Below are 17,178 nucleotides of genomic sequence, written 5' to 3' on the forward strand. Positions count from 1 at the left end.
CTCAGAAGGTGTCTTTCCACGCCCTCAGAGCCGCAAAAACCGCACTGGGAGCCCGGTCTTGCGGGCCGTTCCGTTCGTCCACTTTATCTTTAACGGATGTTTCACCGGTCCTCAGGAACGGGTTTGTCAGCTTTTCCAGGGCCAAAGTCGAAGGCAGTGTGATGATCCCGGCCTGGCGTTTTTGCGTGACGTCGGCCAGGCGATCGGCGGTGTGCCGGTTGTCGGGTTCGACCGCGACGGCAAAGCGCAGGTTGCTCAGGGTGTATTCGTGAGTGCAGTAGACCTGTGTCTGCTCGGGCAAGGCCGCGAGACGACTCAGCGAGGTGTGCATTTGCTCGGGCGTGCCTTCGAACAGGCGTCCGCAACCGGCGGCGAACAGGGTGTCGCCACAGAACAGCACGCCGTCATGATAGAAAGCGATGTGCCCCAAGGTATGGCCGGGAACGGCGAACACCTCGAAGTCCCAACCCAGGACGTTGATGCGGTCGTTATCCTTGAGGGCAACGTCTCGCGCCGGGATCTTCTCGCTGGCGGGGCCGAAGACCTTCGCGTCCGTCGCTTTTTTCAGCTGTTCGACGCCGCCGACATGGTCGTGATGGTGATGAGTGATCAGAATATCACTGAGCGCCCAGCCCGGATGATCGGCCAGCCAGGCTTGCACCGGTGCGGCATCGCCCGGGTCGACCACGGCGCAGCGCCGGGTATCGGGGTCTTGTAACAACCAGATGTAGTTGTCTGTGAAGGCGGGCAGGGCTGTGATCTGTATCATCGTCGGATTCGCCAAGCGGTAAACAATGGCGCATCTTAGAACTTCCTGGCGCGTTGGAGAATGCAATGACCGATAAAGCGTTCGCTCAGGCTGATCCTGACTGGCTCGCGTTGATCAGCGCGGCCCGTGAATGGCTGTCCGGCCCGCACGGGCAATTTTTGCTGGACGAAGAGCGGCGCATGCTCGAGGACGAGCTGGGGCGCTTCTTCGGCGGCTATCTGGTGCATTACGGTCCTTCGGCCGAGACACCGCCTTCGGCACCGCAGGTGCAGCGCAATGTGCGGCTCGGCGCGCCGTTGCCGGGTGTCGAGATCGTCTGTGAAGAACAGGCCTGGCCGTTGAGCGAGCATGCCGCCGATGTGGTGGTGTTGCAGCACGGGCTGGATTTCTGCCTGTCGCCCCATGGCCTGCTGCGCGAGGCCGCCAGCAGCGTGCGGCCCGGCGGGCATTTGCTGATCATCGGGATCAACCCCTGGAGCACCTGGGGGCTGCGCCATGTATTTGCCCATGATGCCTTGCGCAAGGCCCGCTGCATTTCCCCATCACGGGTCGGCGACTGGCTTAACCTGCTGGGCTTCGCGCTGGAGAAACGCCGCTTCGGGTGCTATCGTCCGCCGCTTGCGTCGCCCGCCTGGCAAGCACGGCTGGCCGGTTGGGAGCGCAGGGCCGGTCACTGGCAGCTCTCGGGCGGCGGCTTCTATTTATTGGTGGCACGCAAGATCGTCGTGGGCCTGCGCCCGCTTCGCCAGGAGCGCCGCGAGCCGATGGGCAAGCTGATCCCGCTGCCAATGGCCAAGGTCAACCGGCGCAATATCGAACCGTAAACCTGTATTCATTCCCGGTCGGGCATGTCCCGGCCTCGGGCTTCGTCGAGCGCGGCTCGGCGGGCCAGCGCATTTTCTGGATAGATTGGCATGAGCGATAGCGTAGAACTCTTCACCGACGGCGCCTGCAAAGGTAATCCCGGCCCTGGCGGCTGGGGTGCGTTGCTGGTGTACAAGGGGGTTGAGAAAGAACTCTGGGGCGGCGAAGCCAATACCACCAACAACCGCATGGAACTGATGGGCGCGATCCGCGGGCTGGAAGAGCTCAAGCGTTCCTGCGACGTGCTGCTGGTGACCGACTCGCAGTACGTGATGAAAGGCATCAACGAATGGATGGCCAACTGGAAGAAGCGCGGCTGGAAAACGGCGGCGAAAGAGCCGGTGAAAAACGCCGACCTGTGGAAACAGCTCGATGAGCAGGTCAACCGCCACAACGTCACGTGGAAGTGGGTGCGCGGGCACATCGGGCATCATGGCAACGAGCGGGCCGACCAGTTGGCCAACCGTGGGGTAGACGAGGTGCGGGGGTTCAAGCAGGGCTGAGGACCGAGTCGCCCTTATCGCGAGCAGGCTCGCTCCCACACTGGCGTGATCCTCTGTGGGAGCGAGCCTGCTCGCGATGGGGGCCACACGGTCTACCTGAAACCCCTGACAGCCATGCTAACATCGCCACCTTTTACCCGATTCACCGATTGAGAGCTGAACACTGATGGCCACCAGATCCGTTGTACTCGATACCGAAACCACCGGCATGCCGGTGACCGACGGCCACCGGATTATCGAAATCGGTTGTGTCGAATTGATCGGTCGGCGCCTGACGGGCCGGCACTTCCACGTCTACCTGCAACCGGATCGGGAAAGCGACGAAGGCGCCATCGGCGTCCACGGCATCACCAACGAATTCCTGGTGGGCAAGCCGCGTTTCCCTGAAGTGGCCGACGAGTTTTTCGAATTCATCCAGGGCGCCCAGCTGATCATCCATAACGCGGCGTTCGACGTTGGATTCATCAACAACGAATTCGCCCTGATGGGGCAGCACGAGCGCGCGGATATCGCGCAACACTGCTCGATCCTCGACACCCTTATGATGGCCCGGGAGCGTCACCCCGGTCAGCGCAACAGCCTCGATGCCCTGTGCAAACGCTACGGCGTCGACAACTCCGGTCGTGAGCTCCACGGCGCTCTGCTCGACTCCGAGATTCTCGCCGACGTCTACCTGACCATGACCGGTGGCCAGACCAGCCTGTCGCTGGCCGGCAATGCTTCCGATGGCACCGGCGAGGGTGGCAATGCCGGCAGTGAGATTCGTCGTTTGCCGGCCGATCGCCCGCGCACGCGGGTCATCCGTGCCAGCGAAGACGACCTGGCGCAGCACGTCGCGCGCCTGGAAGCGATCGCCAAGTCCGCCGGCGCTCCAGCGCTGTGGCAGCAACTGGCCGAGGCCAAGGCGCAGGCCTGAAATGTGGCCAAATGATGCTGCGCCGATTGACCTGCGTCAGGGCATCGGTGCTCGCCACATCCGCTTCAACCCTCTACCCTGAGGTTATTGGCAAGCTGCGGCTTGTCGCCTCAGGACGCTGTGCCTCATGTACAAAGACTTGAAATTCCCGGTCTTGATTGTTCATCGCGACATCAAGGCCGACACCGTCGCCGGCGATCGTGTGCGTGGCATCGCCCGGGAGCTGGAGCAGGAAGGCTTCAGTGTCGTTTCGGCGGTGGATTACAACGAGGGGCGGCTGGTCGCGTCGACCCATCACCGTCTTTCGTGCATGTTGATCGCCGCCGAAGACCCCAGCGCCAATTCCCATCTGCTGCACAACATGGACGAGCTGATTGGCCTGGCGCGGGTGCGGGCACCGGACCTGCCGATCTTTGCCCTTGGCGAGCAGGTGACGCTGGAAAACGCGCCGGCGGACGCCATGGACGAACTCAACCAATTGCGCGGCATTCTCTATCTGTTCGAAGACACCGTGCCGTTCCTGGCGCGGCAAGTGGCTCGCGCCGCACGACGATACCTGGACGGCCTGCTGCCGCCGTTTTTCAAGGCGCTGGTGCAGCACACCGCCGATTCCAACTATTCCTGGCACACGCCCGGTCACGGCGGTGGCGTGGCCTATCACAAGAGCCCGGTGGGGCAGGCGTTCCACCAGTTCTTCGGGGAAAACACCCTGCGCTCTGACTTGTCGGTGTCGGTGCCCGAGCTGGGTTCGCTGCTCGATCACACCGGACCGCTGGCGGAAGCCGAGGCCCGCGCGGCGCGCAATTTTGGCGCCGATCACACCTTCTTCGTGATCAATGGCACTTCGACCGCCAACAAGATCGTCTGGCACTCCATGGTGGCGCGGGACGACCTGGTGCTGGTGGATCGCAATTGCCACAAGTCGGTGCTGCACTCGATCATCATGACCGGGGCGATTCCGTTGTACCTGTGCCCGGAACGCAACGAACTGGGCATCATCGGCCCGATTCCGCTGAGTGAGTTCAGCCGTGAATCGATCCAGGCCAAGATCGACGCCAGCCCGTTGACCAAGGGGCGCGAGCCCAGGGTGAAGCTGGCGGTGGTGACCAATTCGACCTACGACGGCCTGTGCTACAACGCCGAGCTGATCAAGCAAAAACTGGGCAACAGCGTCGAAGTGCTGCATTTCGACGAAGCCTGGTATGCCTACGCGGCGTTTCACGAATTCTTCGCCGGTCGCTACGGCATGGGCACCTCCCGTACCGAAGACAGCCCACTGGTGTTCACCACCCACTCCACCCACAAACTGTTGGCGGCGTTCAGCCAGGCCTCGATGATCCACGTCCAGGACGGCGGCGCGCGGCAGTTGGATCATGACCGTTTCAACGAAGCATTCATGATGCATATCTCCACCTCGCCGCAGTACAGCATCATCGCGTCACTGGACGTGGCGTCGGCGATGATGGAAGGTCCGGCCGGTCGCTCCCTGTTACAGGAAATGTTCGACGAGGCCTTGAGTTTTCGGCGGGCTCTGGCGAACCTGCGCCAACACATCGCCGCCGATGACTGGTGGTTTTCCATCTGGCAACCGCCGTCGGCAGATGGCATCGACCATGTGCAGACCCAGGACTGGTTGTTGCAACCCGATGCCGACTGGCATGGCTTCGGTGGTGTCACCGATGACTACGTGCTGCTCGACCCGATAAAGGTCACGCTGGTGATGCCGGGCCTGACGGCGGGGGGCGCGTTGAGCGAGCGCGGAATTCCTGCGGCGGTGGTCAGCAAGTTCCTGTGGGAACGTGGGCTGGTCGTCGAGAAAACCGGTTTGTATTCCTTCCTGGTGCTGTTCTCCATGGGCATCACCAAGGGCAAGTGGAGCACGCTGCTCACCGAACTGCTGGAGTTCAAGCGCAGCTACGATGCCAACGTCAGCCTGGCGAGCTGTCTGCCGTGCGTGGCACAGCAGGATGTTGCGCGCTACAAGGGCATGGGCTTGCGCGACTTGTGCGATCAACTGCACGCCTGCTATCGCAGCAACGCCACGGCCAAGCACCTCAAACGCATGTACACCGTGCTGCCGGAGGTCGCCATGAAGCCGGCGGACGCCTATGACCACCTGGTTCGCGGGCAGGTGGAAGCGGTGTCGATCGATCAGTTGCAAGGGCGTATCGCTGCGGTGATGCTGGTGCCGTACCCGCCAGGCATACCGCTGATCATGCCGGGTGAGCGCTTCACCGAGTCAACCCGCTCGATCAATGATTACCTGGCGTTTGCCCGCACCTTCGACAGCAGCTTTCCAGGGTTTGTCGCCGATGTGCACGGCTTGCAACACGAAGAAGAGGGCGATGGACGGCGTTACACCGTCGATTGCATCAAGGAGTGAGGACATTTCCCAAAATGCAGCCGGTCATGAATCCGAAATACCCGGGCCTGTCGGTACGCGTGGCCGATGAGGGTTTCGCCGCTTACATCTGGAGCAGTGATTTCAGCTTTGAAGTCGCGGCCTATGGGACAGCCGAAATCGGCAAGTCGGTGGAACAGTGGCCGGTCACGCCGATCGTCCCGTACCGCAAGTGTTATGGCATCGACCCTGAAGAGTTCAGTGCGTATCACGATGCCGCCGACAGTGCGATTTTCATGGCTTATCTCGATGATGAGCCGGTGGGGCACTTGGTGATCAGCACCAACTGGAATGCTTTTGCCCATATCGACGAGTTGGCCGTGCATGCACCGGCCCGACGGCACGGTGTGGCCAAGGCGCTTCTGGACGTGGCGCAGTTCTGGAGTCGCAAGAAGAAGCTGCCGGGCATCATGCTCGAAACCCAGAACAACAACCTGGGAGCTTGCCGGCTGTATGAGCGTTGCGGCTACGTGATTGGTGGCGTTGACCACCTGCGTTATCGCGGTATCGACCCGAACACCGCCGAGGTGGCCTTGTTCTGGTATCGGTTCTTCGATAATCCGCTGGAGAACCCGATCAGTTCGCCAACATCGCCGCGGCTTGTTCCGTGACGATGTCCAGCAAGGCTTGAGCTGCCGGTGACGGTTCGGCGTTTTTCAGCGACAGGGCGTAGACGCTGATCGGGACGGCGGGCGCCAGCGGACACATGTCCAGGCCTGCGGACCTGGCGCCAAGCGCGGTGAACGGGTCGACAATCGCCAGACCTTCACCGGCCTCGACCATGCTGCGCATCATCTGGTGGGTCTGCACCCGGGTGTGGATCACGGGCGCAGGGCGCAGGGCGTGCAACTTGTTGTCCAGTGCCGGGTTCAGCGGGTCATGACCTTCGAGGCCTATCATTGCTTGACCGGCCAGGTCCTGCAGGGAAATGTATTTCTGTTTCGGTTGCAGCCAGCCATGGGGGGCCAGCAACTGCAATTTACCCTGGGCGATGACCTGACAATCAATGTCCGCATGATCGGGGTCGTGCAGGCTCAGGCCCAGGTCGCTCTCGCGCAACAGCAGGTGTCGGACGATGTCGCGTGTAGGCTGGCTCAGCAGGCTGCAGGGCACATCGGGCAGGCGCCGGCGCAGGGCTGCGATGCTTTGGGGCAGCAACTGCTGGGCCAGGGGCGGCGTGCAAATGATACGAAGGGGTGGGGCGTGATACTGCTTGAGGCTGCTGGCCAGCCGCTGGACGGGTTCGAGCGCCTCATACACGTGGGCAATCTCGACTTGCAATTCCCGTGCTTCGCGCGTGGCCTGCAAGCGCCCGCGCACACTGGAAAACAACATGAAACCCAACTGACTTTCGGCGTCCCGCAACGTACGTTCGATCTCGGCCACCGGCAGTTGCAGCCATTCGGCGGCGGTGCCCAGGTGACCGGTCTGCAAAAGTGCCTGAATTACTTCGATATGGCGTAAACGCATGCGTGAAGTCCATGTTCAGCGGGTGAAGAGTCAGTGGTTGAATCCTAACTCAAGTCCGCACATGACTTCTGCTCATAACGCATCGTTATGAGGCGACGTTGGTTTCCGCCACGCCCGTAATGAAGGAGTCGGGTTCGCGGACGAGGGTAATGTCCGATTGCACCAGCAAAAACTGATTGTCATCGAGCTTCTTGACGCGGTCACCGATGGCCAGCTTATAGGTGGTGACGGGCGCAAGGCCTTCTGCGGACGGGGTGGATTCCTGGAACTCATGTACGGAATAGACCCGGCCTTCTGCGTCTCTTGCATGGAACTGACCGACGAGTACTGCTGCCATCTGCTTAGAACCTCTGGGGATAAAACACTCAATTTGCGGCTCAGTAGACCGTCGTAAGGCGCTGTAAGTTTTCCTACAGGAAAAAAATAGTCAACTGAACCTGGGTATAGCTAGCCCGCGTGATGAAACGTCATCTATAACTACAAGCTCTTTCAATCGGACAGTCGAGAATCTTCCATGAGCAACGTGTACACCATCGCCGTTGTAGTCGGCAGCTTGAGAAAGGAGTCGATCAATCGCAAGGTCGCCCTGGCCCTGGCCGATCTGGCTCCCGCAAATCTCAAACTGAACATCGTAGAAATTGGCGATTTGCCGCTGTACAACGAAGACATCGATGTATCACCGCCGGCAGCCTACAGCACTTTCCGCGAACAAGTGGCTTCATCCGACGCGTTGCTGTTTGTCACTCCGGAATACAACCGTTCGGTTCCGGCGCCGTTGAAAAATGCGATTGACGTCGGTTCGCGGCCCTACGGCAAGAGCGCCTGGGGTGGCAAGCCAGGGGCGATCATCAGCGTATCGCCGGGGGCGATTGGCGGGTTCGGTGCCAACCATCACCTGCGCCAGTCCCTGGTATTCCTCGATGTGCCGTGCATGCAGCAACCGGAAGCCTATCTCGGCGGCGCCGGCTCGGCGTTTGACGAGGCGGGCAAGCTGTCGGAGTCGGTGAAGCCGTTCCTGCAGAACTTTATCAATGCTTACGCCAAGTGGGTCGAGCAGTACAAGAAGGCCTGACGCCCGCATTGTCATGATCCCGTTGCCACAAAGGCGTGGCCTGCTCCAGAATCTGCGCCTTTGTTCCCTTCAGGCAGCTTTTCATGCTCACGGCGTCTCTGATTTTCCTGCTGACCATCACCCTGGTGATCTGGCAACCCAAAGGCCTGGGCGTCGGCTGGAGTGCGGTACTGGGCGCTGTGCTGGCACTGATTACCGGCGTGGTGCACGTCAGTGACATCCCGCTGGTGTGGCAGATCATCTGGAACGCCACCGGCACCTTCGTTGCCCTGATCATCATCAGCCTGTTGCTGGACGAGGCCGGTTTCTTTGCCTGGGCGGCGTTGCACGTCGCGCGTTGGGGGCGGGGCAATGGCCGCAGGCTGTTCGCCTGGATGGTGCTGCTGGGGGCGCTGGTTTCGGCACTGTTCGCCAATGACGGCGCGGCGCTGATCCTCACGCCGATCGTGATTTCCATGCTGCTGGCCTTGCGCTTCTCCCCGACGGCCACCCTGGCGTTCGTCATGGGCGCCGGGTTCATTGCCGATACCGCGAGCCTGCCACTGGTGGTGTCGAACCTGGTCAACATCGTCTCCGCCGACTACTTCAACATCGGCTTCAATCGCTACGCGGCGGTCATGATTCCGGTCAACCTGGTCAGCGTCGCGGCGACGCTCGCGGTGTTGCTGTGGTTCTTCCGACGGGATATTCCCCGGACGTATGACCCTGAGCAACTCGAGGACCCGGCCAGTGCGATCCACGACCGGGCGACTTTTTTCGCCGGTTGGGCGGTGCTGGTGATTCTGTTGCTCGGTTGTTTCGCGCTGGAGCCGCTGGGCATTCCGATCAGCGCCATCTCGGCGGTCTGCGCGGCACTGTTGCTGGCCATCGCGGCTCGTGGCCACCGGATTTCCACGCGCAAGGTCATGAAGGAAGCGCCGTGGCACATCGTGATTTTCTCCCTGGGCATGTATCTGGTGGTCTATGGCCTGCGCAATGCGGGGCTCACCGTGTACCTGGCGGGTTGGCTCGACGTGTTTGCCGGATACGGCGTCTGGGGTGCGGCGCTGGGCACCGGTGTGATGACCGCGTTGCTGTCGTCGATGATGAACAACCTGCCGACCGTGCTGATTGGTCTGCTGTCCATCGACGCCAGCCAGGCCACGGGCGTGGTGAAGGAGGCGATGATCTACGCCAACGTCATCGGCAGCGACCTGGGGCCGAAAATCACCCCGATCGGCAGCCTGGCGACACTGCTGTGGCTGCATGTGCTCGAGCGCAAGAACATCCGGATCGGCTGGGGGTATTACTTCAAGGTCGGGATTGTGTTGACCCTGCCGGTGTTGCTGGTGACGTTGGCGGCGTTGGCGGTGCGGTTGTCCATCTAGACCGTGTCGGCTCCATCGCGAGCAGGCTCGCTCCTACAGGGACGGTTAGCCGTTACCTGGCACATTCGGCCAGGCATCGGCCACCAGGAACAGGCGCTCCGCTTCCTCCCAGTCGCCGTCGGTGTTTTCGATCAGGCGCACCAGCAGTTGCGCCGGCGCCAGCGGTTCCAGCTCCCCGAGCCACGCCTCCAGCTGTTGAGCATTCCAGGCCTGCTCGGCCGGATAATGCGCCGGCGCCAGCCAGGCATGACGGGGCAGGGGTTGCCAGCGGCCGGGCGGCTGCCGGGTGAAGAACGCCGGCCAGTCCTTTTGATGCAGCCAGCGGCCACGCAGGTGCTGCGGATGCGCGCCAGCCGGCGGTCGAGACTTTCCCGGCCACGGATACAACAGGTAGCCCCCAAGCCACAAATGGGCGCTGAACTCGCGGATGTCCAGGGCTGCCAGCACCTCGCGGCTTTCGGGGCGGTTGGAGATCGGCAACTGATGCTGGCTCAGGTGCGCCAGTTTACGGTCCAGCCGATCGTGGCAGCCGGGGCCCAGCCAGCGCGCAGCGTCATGGCCATCGCCCGCCTGCGGACCCAGGTAAAGCTTGATCGCCAGCTCCAGATGATGCACGCCGTCGCGGTCGCGCAGCAGCATGTCCAGCTCCCCCAGCGTGTGGCCCTCGCGGCGGATCGGCAGGTTGGCGGCCAGCAGCTCGATACCCGGGGCATGACGCACTGCGTACTGCCACAAGCGTTCGTAATACAGCCCAAGGCGCCGGGTTCGAGCCTGGGCCAGCCAGTGCAGCAAGTCATAGCTGTCGCGATCCAGTTGGCGCAGCCATTGCTCGAGGCGCTCCGGCGCTTGCACCCAATCACTGCCGGCCAGCGGATGACGCTGTGGCCACGGCGTGACCTCGAGCATCGGCGGCGCAAGGATGACCCACGCCAGGTCGCGCACCTCGGGGTGACGCAACTGATGGGGTAACTGCAACAGGTCGGGAAATAGGATCATCTTGCGAGCATAGCCTCAAACATGAGTACACCCTTGTCGCTGAAAGGATTTTGTCTATCCCGCGCTTTCGCCCATAATCGTGTTTTTAGCCGTCGCAGGCCCCCGCGTCCCTATAGGAGCCCCATGGAGCAATTTCGTAATATCGGCATCATCGGTCGCCTGGGCAGTTCGCAGGTGCTGGATACCGTCCGCCGACTGAAACGGTTTCTGCTCGATCGTCACCTGCATGTGATCCTCGAAGACACCATCGCCGAAGTGCTTCCGGGGCACGGCTTGCAAACCTCGTCGCGCAAGATGCTGGGCGAAGTGTGTGACATGGTGATTGTGGTCGGCGGTGATGGCAGCCTGCTCGGCGCCGCGCGCGCCCTGGCCCGGCACAACATCCCGGTGCTCGGCATCAACCGTGGCAGCCTGGGTTTTCTCACCGATATCCGTCCCGACGAACTCGAAGCCAAGGTCGCCGAAGTGCTCGACGGCCACTACCTGGTGGAAAACCGTTTCCTGTTGCAGGCCGAAGTCCGGCGCCACGCCGAGGCCATTGGCCAGGGCGATGCACTGAACGATGTGGTCCTGCACCCTGGCAAATCGACCCGGATGATCGAGTTCGAGCTGTACATCGACGGCCAGTTCGTCTGCAGCCAGAAGGCCGACGGCCTGATCGTCGCCACGCCGACCGGTTCCACCGCCTATGCGCTGTCGGCGGGCGGGCCGATCATGCATCCCAAGCTCGACGCTATTGTGATTGTGCCCATGTACCCCCATACCTTGTCGGGTAGGCCGATTGTGGTCGATGGCAACAGTGAGCTGAAAATCGTCGTGTCCAAGGATATGCAGATCTACCCGCAGGTCTCCTGTGACGGGCAGAACCACTTCACCTGCGCGCCGGGTGACACCATTACCGTCAGCAAGAAAGCGCAGAAACTGCGGCTGATTCACCCGCTCGACCACAACTACTATGAAGTCTGCCGGACCAAGCTCGGCTGGGGCAGCAAGTTGGGTGGTGGAGGCGACTGATGCTCGATCCCGCGCGAAGTTATGACCTGATCGGCGACGTACATGGTTGCGCGTTGACCCTTGAGCATTTGCTCGATCGGCTCGGTTATCATAAACAGGCTGGCGTCTGGCGGCACACTTCGCGCATGGCGGTGTTCGTCGGCGACATCATCGACCGCGGCCCGCGGATTCGCGAGGCGCTGCACATCGTTCACGACATGGTCGAGGCCGGGCAGGCGCTGTGCATCATGGGCAATCATGAGTTCAACGCCCTGGGCTGGAGCACGCCGGCGCCGCCGGGCAGCGGCAAGCAGTTCGTGCGCGAACACACGCCGCGCCACGCGCGCCTGCTGGGCGAGACCCTGGCCCAGTTTGAAGATCACCCCGCCGACTGGCATGACTTCCTGCAATGGTTCTACCAGTTGCCGCTGTTCGTCGACGCCGGGCGTTTCCGCGTGGTCCATGCCTGCTGGGATGGTGGCCTGATCGAACCGCTGCGCGCACTGTTCCCCGATGGCTGTGTCGACGAACATTTTCTCCAGGCCTCCGGCATGCCCGGCAGTTTCGCCTGCACCGTGTTCGACCGCTTGCTGCGCGGCACCGACATGCGTCTGCCGCACGGCCTGACCATGACCAGCGGCGACGGGTTGACCCGCTCTTTCTTCCGGACCAAATTCTGGGAAGACGACCCGCAGACCTATGGCGATATCGTGTTCCAGCCCGATGCCTTGCCGGAACCCGTGGCCCGCACACCGCTGAGCTCCAGCGAAAAGAATACCTTGCTGCGTTATGGCGCCGATGAGCCGTTGCTGTTCGTTGGCCACTACTGGCGCAGCGGCAAACCGGCGCCGATCCGACCGAACCTGGCCTGCCTGGACTACAGCGCGGTGCTCTACGGCAAACTGGTTGCCTATCGCCTGGACCAGGAAACGCGCCTGGACCCGCACAAATTCGTCTGGGTCGATGTCGAGCGGCCGGAGGCGTTGCGATGAGCGCCGTGGCCGTATTGCGCTTGCCGCTGGCGGTGGACCTGAGCGGTTTTGTCAACCTGCTCGAACGCATGCAGGTGCCGCACCGGGTCAGCGAAGAGCAGGGCGAGCAAGTGCTCTGGGTGCCCGCCAGCATCAGCGAAGATGTGCGCGTGCTGTACGAGCGCTATCCGGCCGGCGATCCTGATCAGCGACTCGACATCCCGGTGGCGAAAGCCCCCACGCGCCCCGGATTTGTCGAGCAATTGCGCCACGCCAAGGCCACGGCACTGGTGTTGCTGCTCAGCCTGATCGTCGGCGCGGTGACGCTGCTGGGCGAAAATCTCGAGGCAATGCGCTGGCTGACCTTCCTCGATTTCCGGGTCGTCGGCGAATACATTCATTTCACCCCATTGGCCGACAGCCTGGCGGCGGGGCAGTGGTGGCGCCTGGTGACGCCGATGCTGATCCACTTCGGCTTCCTGCACCTGGCCATGAACGGCATGTGGTACTGGGAGCTGGGAAGGCGTATCGAATCACGCCAGGGCAGCATCAACCTGATCGGCCTGACCCTGCTGTTTGCCCTGGTGTCCAACTACGCCCAGTTCATTGTCAGCGGCCCGACCCTGTTTGGCGGGTTGTCCGGCGTACTGTATGGGCTGCTCGGGCATTGCTGGATTTTCCAGCTGTTGTCCCCGAACCGGGCCTATCGCCTGCCACGTGGCGTGCTGGTGATGATGCTGGTGTGGCTGCTGCTGTGTCTGTCGGGGCTGGTCTCGTTGATCGGCTTCGGTGAAATCGCCAACGCCGCCCACGTCGGCGGGTTGCTCGTCGGATGCTTGACCGGTTTGTTGGGCGGTTTGTACAACCGCCGTAAACTGGCCGTCTAAATTTGTCATGTGAATCATGGAGTGCGCAGAACCAATGTCCTCTTTCAACGAAATGATCAAGAACATCACCCCGGATATCTACAACAGCCTGAAAGTGGCGGTGGAAATCGGTAAATGGTCCGACGGTGGCAAACTCACCGCCGAGCAGCGCGAGCTGTCGCTGCAAGCGATGATCGCCTGGGAAATCCAGAACCTGCCCGAAGACCAGCGCACCGGCTACATGGGCGTGCAGGAGTGCGCTTCCAAATCGATCGAGATTCCGAACGTGCTGTTCAAGTCGGATGCCGTCCATTGATCGAGATTGGCCGCGGTGCAATCAGCAAGATGTCGGCACGCCTTGACGGGGCCGAGGTGCAGTACGCGTTTCGTCTGGGCGAGCTCGAGGTGCCGGTCAATCCGTTGATCGGCAGCACGGTCCGCCTGGAATACCTGGGGGCGATTTTCTGCTCCCATTGCGGGCGCAAGACCAAAACCAGTTTCAGCCAGGGTTACTGCTATCCGTGCATGACCAAGCTGGCGCAGTGCGACCTGTGCATCATGAGCCCGGAGCGCTGCCATTACGACGCCGGCACCTGCCGTGAACCGGCGTGGGGCGAGCAGTTCTGCATGACCGATCACATTGTGTATCTGTCGAACTCGTCCGGGGTGAAAGTCGGGATAACCCGGGCCACCCAGCTGCCAACCCGCTGGATCGACCAGGGAGCCCGCCAGGCGCTGCCGATCATGCGTGTCGCCACCCGCCAGCAATCGGGTTTCGTCGAGGACCTGCTGCGCAGTCAGGTGGCGGACAAGACCAACTGGCGTGCGTTACTCAAGGGCGAGGCGGCGGCGGTGGACCTGGCGGAAATTCGCGACCAGTTGTTCGACCGCTGTGCCGAGGGATTGCAGGCTTTGCAGGAACGATTCGGCCTGCAGGCGATCCAGACCATTGCCGATGTGGAACCGCTGGAAATCCGCTTTCCGGTCCAGCAGTACCCGGCCAAGATCGTCAGCTTCAACCTGGACAAGAACCCGATTGCCGAAGGCACGCTGCTGGGGATCAAGGGCCAGTACCTGATTTTCGACACCGGCGTGATCAATATTCGTAAATACACGGCTTATCAGCTCGCCGTGCATCAGTAAGGACTCCAGCATGCGCACCGAACAACCGAAGATGATCTATTTGAAAGACTATCAGGCGCCCGAGTACCTGATCGACGAAACGCACCTGACCTTCGAGTTGTTCGAGGACCACAGCCTGGTCCACGCGCAACTGGTGATGCGCCGTAACCCCGAGCGCGGCCCGGGCCTGCCGCCGCTGGTGCTGGATGGCCAGCAGCTGGAACTGTTGTCGGTGACCCTGGCCGACCGCGAACTGAGCGCTGCCGACTATCAGTTGACCGAGAACCACTTGACCCTGCAACCGACCGGCACCACGTTCACGGTCGACACCAGCGTCAGGATTCATCCGGAAACCAATACCGCGCTGGAAGGCCTGTACAAGTCCGGTACGATGTTCTGCACCCAGTGCGAGGCCGAAGGCTTCCGCAAGATCACCTACTACCTCGACCGCCCGGACGTGATGAGCAAGTTCACCACCACCGTGGTCGCCGAGCAGCACAGCTACCCGGTGCTGCTGTCCAACGGCAACCCGATTGCCAGCGGCCCGGGCGAAGACGGGCGGCATTGGGCGACGTGGGAAGACCCGTTCATGAAGCCGGCGTACCTGTTCGCGCTGGTGGCCGGTGACCTGTGGTGTGTCGAGGACACCTTCACCACCATGACCGAACGCACGGTGGCGCTGCGCATCTACGTCGAGCCGGAAAACATCGACAAGTGCCAGCACGCGATGAACAGCCTGAAGAAGTCGATGCGCTGGGATGAAGAGGTGTACGGTCGCGAGTACGACCTGGACATCTTCATGATCGTGGCCGTCAACGACTTCAACATGGGTGCGATGGAGAACAAGGGCCTCAACATCTTCAACTCCAGCGCGGTACTGGCGCGTGCCGAAACCGCGACCGACGCCGCGCACCAGCGTGTGGAAGCGATCGTCGCCCACGAATACTTCCATAACTGGTCGGGCAACCGCGTGACGTGCCGCGACTGGTTCCAGCTGTCGCTCAAGGAAGGCTTTACCGTATTCCGTGACTCGGGTTTCTCCGCCGACATGAACTCGGCCACGGTCAAGCGCATTCAGGACGTGGCGTACCTGCGCACGCACCAGTTCGCCGAAGACGCCGGCCCCATGGCGCACGCGGTGCGCCCGGACAGTTTCATCGAGATCTCCAACTTCTACACCTTGACCGTGTACGAAAAGGGTTCGGAAGTGGTCGGCATGATTCACACCTTGCTCGGCGCCGAAGGGTTCCGCAAAGGCAGCGACCTGTATTTCGAACGCCATGACGGCCAGGCCGTGACCTGCGACGACTTCATCAAGGCCATGGAAGACGCCAATGGCGTCGACCTGACCCAGTTCAAACGCTGGTACAGCCAGGCCGGTACGCCGCGCCTGGCGGTGAGCGAGTCCTACGATGCCGCGGCGAAAACCTACAGCCTGACGTTCCGCCAGAGCTGCCCGGCCACCCCGGACAAGGTTGAAAAGCTGCCCTTCGTGATTCCGGTGGCGCTCGGCCTGCTGGACGCCAACGGCGCGGCCATTGCCTTGCGCCTGTCCGGCGAAGCCAGCGCCCAGGGCACTTCGCGAGTGATTTCGGTGACGCAAGCCGAGCAGACGTTCACCTTCGTCGACATCGCCGAACAACCGCTGCCTTCGTTGCTGCGCGGCTTCTCGGCGCCGGTGAAACTGAGCTTCCCGTACAGCCGTGACCAGTTGATGTTCCTGATGCAGCACGACAGCGACGGCTTCAACCGCTGGGATGCCGGTCAGCAACTGTCGGTGCAGGTGCTGCAGGAACTGATCGCCCAGCAGCAGAAGGGCGAGCCGCTGGTGCTCGACCCACGCCTGGTTTCGGCCTTGCGCACGGTGCTGTCGGACGAATCGCTGGACCAGGCGATGGTCGCCGAGATGCTCGCACTGCCGGGCGAGGCCTACCTGACCGAAATCAGCGAGGTGGCCGATGTCGAGGCCATCCATATCGCCCGCGAATTTGCCCGTAAACAATTGGTCGACGGTTTGTTCGAAGCGTTGTGGCTGCGTTACCAGGCCAATCGCGACCTGTCGAAACAGACGCCCTACATCGCCGAGGCCGAGCACTTTGCACGCCGTGCGTTGCAGAACATTGCGCTGTCGTACCTGATGCTGAGTGGCAAACCCGAAGTGCTGGCGGCGACGCTCGAGCAGTTCGAGAACAGTGACAACATGACCGAGCGCCTGACGGCCCTGGCCGTGCTGGTCAATTCGCCGCACGAAGAGCAGAAGGCCCGGGCGCTGGCGGCGTTTGCCGAGCACTTCAAGGACAACCCGCTGGTCATGGACCAGTGGTTCAGCGTCCAGGCCGGCAGCACCCTGCCGGGCGGGTTGGATCGGGTCAAGGCGTTGATGCAGCACCCGGCGTTCAACCTGAAGAACCCGAACAAGGTGCGGGCACTGATCGGTGCGTTCGCCGGGCAGAACCTGATCAACTTCCATGCGGCCGATGGCTCGGGCTACCGCTTCCTGGCGGATCTGGTGATCGAGCTCAATGCCTTCAATCCGCAGATCGCCTCTCGCCAACTGGCGCCGCTGACGCGCTGGCGCAAGTACGACGGCGCTCGCCAGGCCTTGATGAAAGGTGAACTGGAGCGGATCCGCGCTTCGGGCCAGTTGTCCAGCGATGTGTTTGAAGTGGTGAGCAAGAGCCTGGCGTAAGCCTCGGCTGGTTCATTACTCAATCCTTGTGGGAGCGAGCCCGCTCGCTCCCACAGGTGGCCGCTCCCGATCACCCCGCCTGATACCCCATCATTCAGCCTCCCTCCCGACCCCGCCGGGTTAACAAAAGATAACGTGGCGTCGATTGTCAGACCTTTCCAAACCCCGATAGGATAAGC

General features: G+C 62.0%; 17 protein-coding genes. 13 read left to right on the forward strand and 4 right to left on the reverse strand.

Annotation, left to right across the window (positions count from 1 at the left end; translation table 11 throughout):
* Position 1 precedes the first annotated feature (1 nt).
* The gene (gloB, locus tag ACM6IM_RS04785) at positions 2 to 769 is read right to left on the reverse strand and encodes a hydroxyacylglutathione hydrolase (protein ID WP_192302988.1); all 768 of its coding nucleotides are present in this window, start codon (positions 767 to 769) and stop codon (positions 2 to 4) included.
* A gap of 65 nt (positions 770 to 834) precedes the next feature.
* On the opposite strand from gloB, the gene ACM6IM_RS04790 reads away from it, so the two are divergent.
* From ACM6IM_RS04790 to ACM6IM_RS04810, 5 genes are all read left to right on the forward strand, one after another.
* Positions 835 to 1,593: a methyltransferase domain-containing protein gene (locus ACM6IM_RS04790; RefSeq protein ID WP_414864354.1), complete on the forward strand. Its 759-nt coding sequence runs from the start codon at positions 835 to 837 to the stop codon at positions 1,591 to 1,593.
* A gap of 90 nt (positions 1,594 to 1,683) precedes the next feature.
* Complete coding sequence (gene rnhA / locus ACM6IM_RS04795) at positions 1,684 to 2,136, forward strand: ribonuclease HI (RefSeq protein WP_192302985.1); 453 nt, start codon at positions 1,684 to 1,686, stop codon at positions 2,134 to 2,136.
* Between the two features lie 166 nt (positions 2,137 to 2,302).
* On the forward strand, positions 2,303 to 3,052 hold the full coding sequence (gene dnaQ / locus ACM6IM_RS04800; protein WP_192302983.1) for a DNA polymerase III subunit epsilon: 750 nt from the start codon (positions 2,303 to 2,305) through the stop codon (positions 3,050 to 3,052).
* 127 nt (positions 3,053 to 3,179) lie between these two features.
* Positions 3,180 to 5,435 (forward strand): Orn/Lys/Arg decarboxylase N-terminal domain-containing protein, encoded by a 2,256-nt coding sequence (locus tag ACM6IM_RS04805; RefSeq protein ID WP_414864355.1) that lies wholly within the window; start codon positions 3,180 to 3,182, stop codon positions 5,433 to 5,435.
* A gap of 14 nt (positions 5,436 to 5,449) precedes the next feature.
* Positions 5,450 to 6,064 (forward strand): GNAT family N-acetyltransferase, encoded by a 615-nt coding sequence (locus tag ACM6IM_RS04810; protein ID WP_414864356.1) that lies wholly within the window; start codon positions 5,450 to 5,452, stop codon positions 6,062 to 6,064.
* Here the strand turns inward: ACM6IM_RS04810 and ACM6IM_RS04815 are convergent.
* Together ACM6IM_RS04815 and ACM6IM_RS04820 are read right to left on the reverse strand one after the other, a co-directional pair.
* Entirely contained in the window at positions 6,030 to 6,923 is an 894-nt protein-coding gene (locus ACM6IM_RS04815) for a LysR substrate-binding domain-containing protein (protein ID WP_414864357.1), read from the reverse strand. The two genes, ACM6IM_RS04810 and ACM6IM_RS04815, sit on opposite strands and share 35 nt — an antisense overlap.
* 85 nt (positions 6,924 to 7,008) lie before the next feature.
* A complete protein-coding gene (locus tag ACM6IM_RS04820; RefSeq protein ID WP_192302975.1) occupies positions 7,009 to 7,260 on the reverse strand; it encodes a hypothetical protein in 252 nt (83 codons plus the stop codon).
* Positions 7,261 to 7,437: 177 nt separating this feature from the next.
* On the opposite strand from ACM6IM_RS04820, the gene ACM6IM_RS04825 reads away from it, so the two are divergent.
* Together ACM6IM_RS04825 and ACM6IM_RS04830 are read left to right on the forward strand one after the other, a co-directional pair.
* A complete protein-coding gene (locus ACM6IM_RS04825; RefSeq protein ID WP_192302973.1) occupies positions 7,438 to 7,995 on the forward strand; it encodes an NADPH-dependent FMN reductase in 558 nt (185 codons plus the stop codon).
* A gap of 83 nt (positions 7,996 to 8,078) precedes the next feature.
* On the forward strand, positions 8,079 to 9,362 hold the full coding sequence (locus ACM6IM_RS04830) for an arsenic transporter (RefSeq protein ID WP_414864358.1): 1,284 nt from the start codon (positions 8,079 to 8,081) through the stop codon (positions 9,360 to 9,362).
* Between the two features lie 45 nt (positions 9,363 to 9,407).
* On the opposite strand, the gene ACM6IM_RS04835 is transcribed toward ACM6IM_RS04830, so the two are convergent.
* A complete protein-coding gene (locus tag ACM6IM_RS04835) occupies positions 9,408 to 10,358 on the reverse strand; it encodes a DUF1853 family protein (protein WP_414864359.1) in 951 nt (316 codons plus the stop codon).
* Between the two features lie 123 nt (positions 10,359 to 10,481).
* On the opposite strand from ACM6IM_RS04835, the gene ACM6IM_RS04840 reads away from it, so the two are divergent.
* The 6 genes from ACM6IM_RS04840 to pepN are packed head-to-tail and all read left to right on the forward strand — an operon-like array spanning position 10,482 to position 16,999.
* Positions 10,482 to 11,372 (forward strand): NAD(+) kinase, encoded by an 891-nt coding sequence (locus ACM6IM_RS04840; RefSeq protein WP_192302967.1) that lies wholly within the window; start codon positions 10,482 to 10,484, stop codon positions 11,370 to 11,372.
* Positions 11,369 to 12,343, forward strand: coding sequence for a metallophosphoesterase (locus tag ACM6IM_RS04845; protein WP_192304803.1), 975 nt, complete (start codon positions 11,369 to 11,371; stop codon positions 12,341 to 12,343). The genes ACM6IM_RS04840 and ACM6IM_RS04845 overlap by 4 nt, the downstream gene beginning before the upstream one ends.
* A complete protein-coding gene (locus ACM6IM_RS04850; RefSeq protein WP_201189912.1) occupies positions 12,340 to 13,209 on the forward strand; it encodes a rhomboid family intramembrane serine protease in 870 nt (289 codons plus the stop codon). Before ACM6IM_RS04845 ends, ACM6IM_RS04850 begins: the two co-directional genes overlap by 4 nt.
* Positions 13,210 to 13,243: 34 nt before the next feature.
* Positions 13,244 to 13,504 carry a YeaC family protein gene (locus ACM6IM_RS04855; protein WP_192302957.1) on the forward strand — a complete coding sequence of 87 codons (261 nt, stop codon included), beginning with the start codon at positions 13,244 to 13,246 and terminating at the stop codon, positions 13,502 to 13,504.
* Positions 13,501 to 14,331 carry a DUF2797 domain-containing protein gene (locus ACM6IM_RS04860; protein WP_201189910.1) on the forward strand — a complete coding sequence of 277 codons (831 nt, stop codon included), beginning with the start codon at positions 13,501 to 13,503 and terminating at the stop codon, positions 14,329 to 14,331. The genes ACM6IM_RS04855 and ACM6IM_RS04860 overlap by 4 nt, the downstream gene beginning before the upstream one ends.
* A 10-nt stretch (positions 14,332 to 14,341) precedes the next feature.
* Positions 14,342 to 16,999, forward strand: a complete 2,658-nt coding sequence (gene pepN, locus ACM6IM_RS04865; RefSeq protein ID WP_414864360.1) for an aminopeptidase N — start codon at positions 14,342 to 14,344, stop codon at positions 16,997 to 16,999.
* Positions 17,000 to 17,178 lie beyond the last annotated feature (179 nt).

Source organism: Pseudomonas sp. IT-P12 (genome assembly GCF_949767465.1).
Taxonomy (GTDB): domain Bacteria; phylum Pseudomonadota; class Gammaproteobacteria; order Pseudomonadales; family Pseudomonadaceae; genus Aquipseudomonas.

Bases quoted from the DNA above. Each gene is read 5' to 3' on its own strand.
- gloB (WP_192302988.1), bottom strand. From the start codon at position 769: ATGATACAGATCACAGCCCTGCCCGCCTTCACAGACAACTACATCTGG.
- ACM6IM_RS04790 (WP_414864354.1), top strand. From the start codon at position 835: ATGACCGATAAAGCGTTCGCTCAGGCTGATCCTGACTGGCTCGCGTTG.
- rnhA (WP_192302985.1), top strand. From the start codon at position 1,684: ATGAGCGATAGCGTAGAACTCTTCACCGACGGCGCCTGCAAAGGTAAT.
- dnaQ (WP_192302983.1), top strand. From the start codon at position 2,303: ATGGCCACCAGATCCGTTGTACTCGATACCGAAACCACCGGCATGCCG.
- ACM6IM_RS04805 (WP_414864355.1), top strand. From the start codon at position 3,180: ATGTACAAAGACTTGAAATTCCCGGTCTTGATTGTTCATCGCGACATC.
- ACM6IM_RS04810 (WP_414864356.1), top strand. From the start codon at position 5,450: ATGCAGCCGGTCATGAATCCGAAATACCCGGGCCTGTCGGTACGCGTG.
- ACM6IM_RS04815 (WP_414864357.1), bottom strand. From the start codon at position 6,923: ATGCGTTTACGCCATATCGAAGTAATTCAGGCACTTTTGCAGACCGGT.
- ACM6IM_RS04820 (WP_192302975.1), bottom strand. From the start codon at position 7,260: ATGGCAGCAGTACTCGTCGGTCAGTTCCATGCAAGAGACGCAGAAGGC.
- ACM6IM_RS04825 (WP_192302973.1), top strand. From the start codon at position 7,438: ATGAGCAACGTGTACACCATCGCCGTTGTAGTCGGCAGCTTGAGAAAG.
- ACM6IM_RS04830 (WP_414864358.1), top strand. From the start codon at position 8,079: ATGCTCACGGCGTCTCTGATTTTCCTGCTGACCATCACCCTGGTGATC.
- ACM6IM_RS04835 (WP_414864359.1), bottom strand. From the start codon at position 10,358: ATGATCCTATTTCCCGACCTGTTGCAGTTACCCCATCAGTTGCGTCAC.
- ACM6IM_RS04840 (WP_192302967.1), top strand. From the start codon at position 10,482: ATGGAGCAATTTCGTAATATCGGCATCATCGGTCGCCTGGGCAGTTCG.
- ACM6IM_RS04850 (WP_201189912.1), top strand. From the start codon at position 12,340: ATGAGCGCCGTGGCCGTATTGCGCTTGCCGCTGGCGGTGGACCTGAGC.
- ACM6IM_RS04855 (WP_192302957.1), top strand. From the start codon at position 13,244: ATGTCCTCTTTCAACGAAATGATCAAGAACATCACCCCGGATATCTAC.
- pepN (WP_414864360.1), top strand. From the start codon at position 14,342: ATGCGCACCGAACAACCGAAGATGATCTATTTGAAAGACTATCAGGCG.